Source organism: Zongyangia sp. (genome assembly GCF_965361945.1).
The window spans coordinates 1-3,573 of the sequence record NZ_CBDTOK010000086.1 but is presented as its reverse complement, the minus strand read 5'-3'; the positions used below and the strand labels follow the sequence as shown (position 1 = coordinate 3,573).

At 53.7% G+C, this 3,573-nt stretch carries 4 protein-coding genes; all 4 read right to left on the bottom strand.

Annotated elements, in window-relative coordinates; genetic code table 11:
- Positions 1–231: 231 nt before the first annotated feature.
- Entirely contained in the window at positions 232–951 is a 720-nt protein-coding gene (locus tag ACZ25G_RS05525) for an ABC transporter permease (RefSeq protein ID WP_191481433.1), read from the bottom strand.
- A complete protein-coding gene (locus ACZ25G_RS05520) occupies positions 948–1,793 on the bottom strand; it encodes an ABC transporter ATP-binding protein (RefSeq protein WP_463681816.1) in 846 nt (281 codons plus the stop codon). The genes ACZ25G_RS05525 and ACZ25G_RS05520 overlap by 4 nt, the downstream gene beginning before the upstream one ends.
- A 140-nt stretch (positions 1,794–1,933) precedes the next feature.
- Positions 1,934–3,061, bottom strand: coding sequence for a carboxynorspermidine decarboxylase (gene nspC, locus ACZ25G_RS05515; protein ID WP_463681815.1), 1,128 nt, complete (start codon positions 3,059–3,061; stop codon positions 1,934–1,936).
- Positions 3,061–3,573 (bottom strand): saccharopine dehydrogenase family protein (locus ACZ25G_RS05510; protein ID WP_463681814.1); only part of this gene is annotated, 513 nt, incomplete at its 5' end. The genes ACZ25G_RS05510 and nspC, both read right to left, overlap by 1 nt.

Sequence of the window (3,573 nt, the reverse complement as noted above, 5' to 3'; positions counted from 1 at the left end):
AACAAGGGCAAACAGATAAGGTTTGAATGAAAAACAGGCGTGAAGCCTTGAAAAATCAATGGTTTTTGAGGATTAGATAGTTAAATTCCAATTTGTCTTGGGGATGGTTTCCTACCAAAGCTTTTCCACCAGCCAGGATGTGACGGTGGAAACCCAGCCTCTGCTATAGTGAAAGCGGCGCCAGGTATTTCCATGCGACACTTTGTTTTTATAAAAGAGAGCTGATCTACCCTAATTGTCCAGGCTTCTCTTGCGGAAGATGAGGCCGAACGCCACAGCGGAGGCCGCTGTCCACAGGAGGATGACCAACACTTGAAACCAAATGGTAGCATACCATGCTCCGCCTTCGGTACCGAAATACAGGTTCATCATAGCGGTAGTGGGAACCCACCGGGCGATGGCGGCAAAAATGGGGTTGACGGCCTCAAACATGGGCGGAATGAGAAAGATGAGCATAAAGGGGACGGTGACCAGGCTGGTGGACATCTGATCCTTGGAGACAAGGCCGGCCACGGCGCCGATAAAGATCATACAGAAGCTGGAAATGGTGGTAATCCCCAGGAAGGGAAGCAGGGTGGACATATCCTGGCCGATGATGAAGAAGATGAGCAGATTGACCACCTGCATATAGAGAAAGGTCACCAGGGATTTGCTGAGCAGAAAGTCCCCGGCGGAGACGTTGGAGAGCATAAGGGTGCGCAGGGTGTTCTTCTCCTTCTCCTCAGCGATAATCATAGAGAGAAAGGAGACGGGCACCAGGCACAGGTTCATGAGCACCGAGATAAACAGGATAAACTCCTTGGGCATGCCCTCTCCGCCAAGGTCGATAAATTGATACAGGAAGGTGAAAAGCAGGGGGAGAACCAGCAAAATCATCACATTCACATTTTTGCTGGTGTCCTTCATGTCCTTTTTGAATAGTGCGATTACTTTGCGCAGCTGAATTTTCATGACAATTCCCTCCCTGTCAGATGCAAAAAGATCTCCTCCAGGTTGGGCTCGGAGGAATGCAGGGTCAAAAGCTTCTCCTGCCCCAGCTGGGTGAGAAGGTCAGAAAGCCCTGTAGCGGATTTTTCCACAGTGATGGTGCGGCCTTCAGCGGTACGGGCCACAATCTGCTCCTTGGCGTATTTGAGCTTGAGCTCCTGGGGCGGACCGCCCTCCACAATATGCCCGTGGTGGAGGAAGGCGACCCAGTGACAGAGCTTATCAGCTTCCTCCATGTTGTGGGTGGTCAGGAAGATGGTGGTTCCCTCCCGGTTGAGGTCCCGCAGCAGCCGGTGGATTTCCTGGGTGGTAGCAGGGTCCAGGGCGGCGGTAGGCTCGTCTAAAAAGAGAAGCTCCGGCTTGTGGAGTACAGCACGGGCCAGGATAAGCCGCTGCTTCATCCCCTTGGAAAGGGTTTTGCAGGACTTTTTGCTGTCATCCTTAAGCCCCACCCGCTCCAGCACCTCATAGATGGCGGAAGAAGGGATGCCTTTGAGATCCGCAAATACCTTCAGGTTCTCAAAAACACTGAGCCTTTCATACAGGCCGCTGTTGTCGGTGAGGACGCCGATGCGGTCAAAGGCGGACTGGCTCAAAGCGCCGATATCTTCTCCAAAGACCTGAATAAAACCGGCGTCTGCCCGCAGCTGGCGGGTGAGCAGCTTGATGGTGGTGGTTTTTCCAGCACCGCTGGGCCCGAGAAAGCCAAAAACTTCTCCCCGCTTGACCTGAAAGGACAGGTCCGCAAGGGCTGGCTTTTTGTCGAAGGAGAGGCTAACCCCCTCCATCTCCAATAGTTTTTCCATGGTGTTGCTCCTTTCGGCACCGTCTAGATTGACGCTCCTATCATACAGCAAGCAGGGGAGAAAAACAAGCAGGAACTGGTAAATCGTAAGAAATACTTTCTATAAAGACAATTCCCCTTCCCGAAGGAAGGGGGATTGTATCAGCCTAAACGGCATTTAAAGTCTTCATATCCAAAGGTGCGCAGAATTTGATCGGACCCGTCCTCATGGCGCAGGACGATGGCGGGCAGGTTCATGCCGTTAAAGGTGTTATTCTTTACCATGGTATAGATGGCCATATCACCAAAGATCAGCCGGTCCCCGGGAGCGAGGGGAGCATCAAAGCTGTAGTCCCCGATAACGTCTCCAGCCAGGCAGGTAGGTCCTGTGAGCCGGTAGGTATAAGGTCGCTCTCCAGCTTTTCCAGAGTCCAGGAGAGGAGGCCGGTAGGGCATCTCCAGCACGTCGGGCATATGGCAGGCAGCGGAGGAATCTAAAATGGCGATATCCATGCCATTGTGAACGGTATCCAAAACGGTGGTGATCAGAAATCCCGCATTTAAGGCCACTGCCTCCCCAGGTTCCAGATAGACCTGGACGCCGTATTTTTCCTGGATACGGCTGATGAGGGAGCAGAGCAGGTCAATGTCATAATCCGCCCTTGTGATGTGATGGCCGCCGCCGAAGTTGAGCCATTTCATCTGGGGAAGATATTCCCCAAAGCGGGCCTCCACCGCCTCCAGCGTTTGGGCCAGGGCGTCGGCATCCTGTTCACAGAGGGTGTGGAAGTGAAGCCCCGACACCCCTTGCAGAAGCTCTGGGCGGAAGTTTTCCGCCGTGACCCCCAGCCGAGAACCGGGGGAGCAGGGGTCATAGATGGCGTGATCCTGGGTGGAGCATGCCGGATTGATGCGAAGCCCAACTTCCCGGCCGGCCGCCAGGGCCTGAGAACCGAATTTTTCCAGCTGGACAAAGGAATTGAAGATGATGTGGTCGCAAAGTCCCGTGATCTCATCAAATTCATCCTCCCGATAGGCTGGGGAAAAGATATGGTTTTCCTTGCCCATCTCTTCCCGGCCCAGCCTGGCCTCGAAAAGGCCGCTGGCTGTAGCCCCGTCCAGATACTTCCCGATGAGGGGATAGAGAGCATACATAGAAAATGCTTTCTGAGCTAAGAGGATTTTGCAGCCAGTTCGCTCCTTTACAGACGACAAAATCTCCAGATTGCGGCGGATGAGCCCCTCATCTACCAGATAGCAGGGGGTGGGGAGGCGGTCCATACGCTCCATCAGTCCACCAGCTCCGGATCAAAGGATTCTTTCCAGGGCAGGCCCCATTTGTTGAGGGCCTCCATGAAGGGATCGGGATCGAACTCCTCAATGTTGTGGACACCGGGCTTGTTCCAGGTGCCGTTTAAGAGCATCATAGCGCCGATCATGGCCGGTACGCCGGTGGTATAGGAAATTGCCTGGGAGCCTACTTCCTTGTAGCACTCCTGGTGGTCGCAAACGTTATAGACATAGTATCTTACCGGCTTGCCATCCTTCTTGCCCTGGAAGATGCAGCCGATATTGGTTTTTCCTTTGGTTCTGGGGCCCAGGGAAGCGGGATCAGGGAGAACCGCTTTGAGGAACTGAAGGGGGATGATCTTATGTCCCTCATAATCAATGGGCTCGATGGAGGTCATCCCTACATCCTCCAGGCAGCGCAGATGGTTGAGATAGCTTTCCCCGAAGGTCATGAAGAAGCGGATCCGCTTAATCCCCTTGATGTTGAGGGCCAGGGACTCGATCTCCTCGTG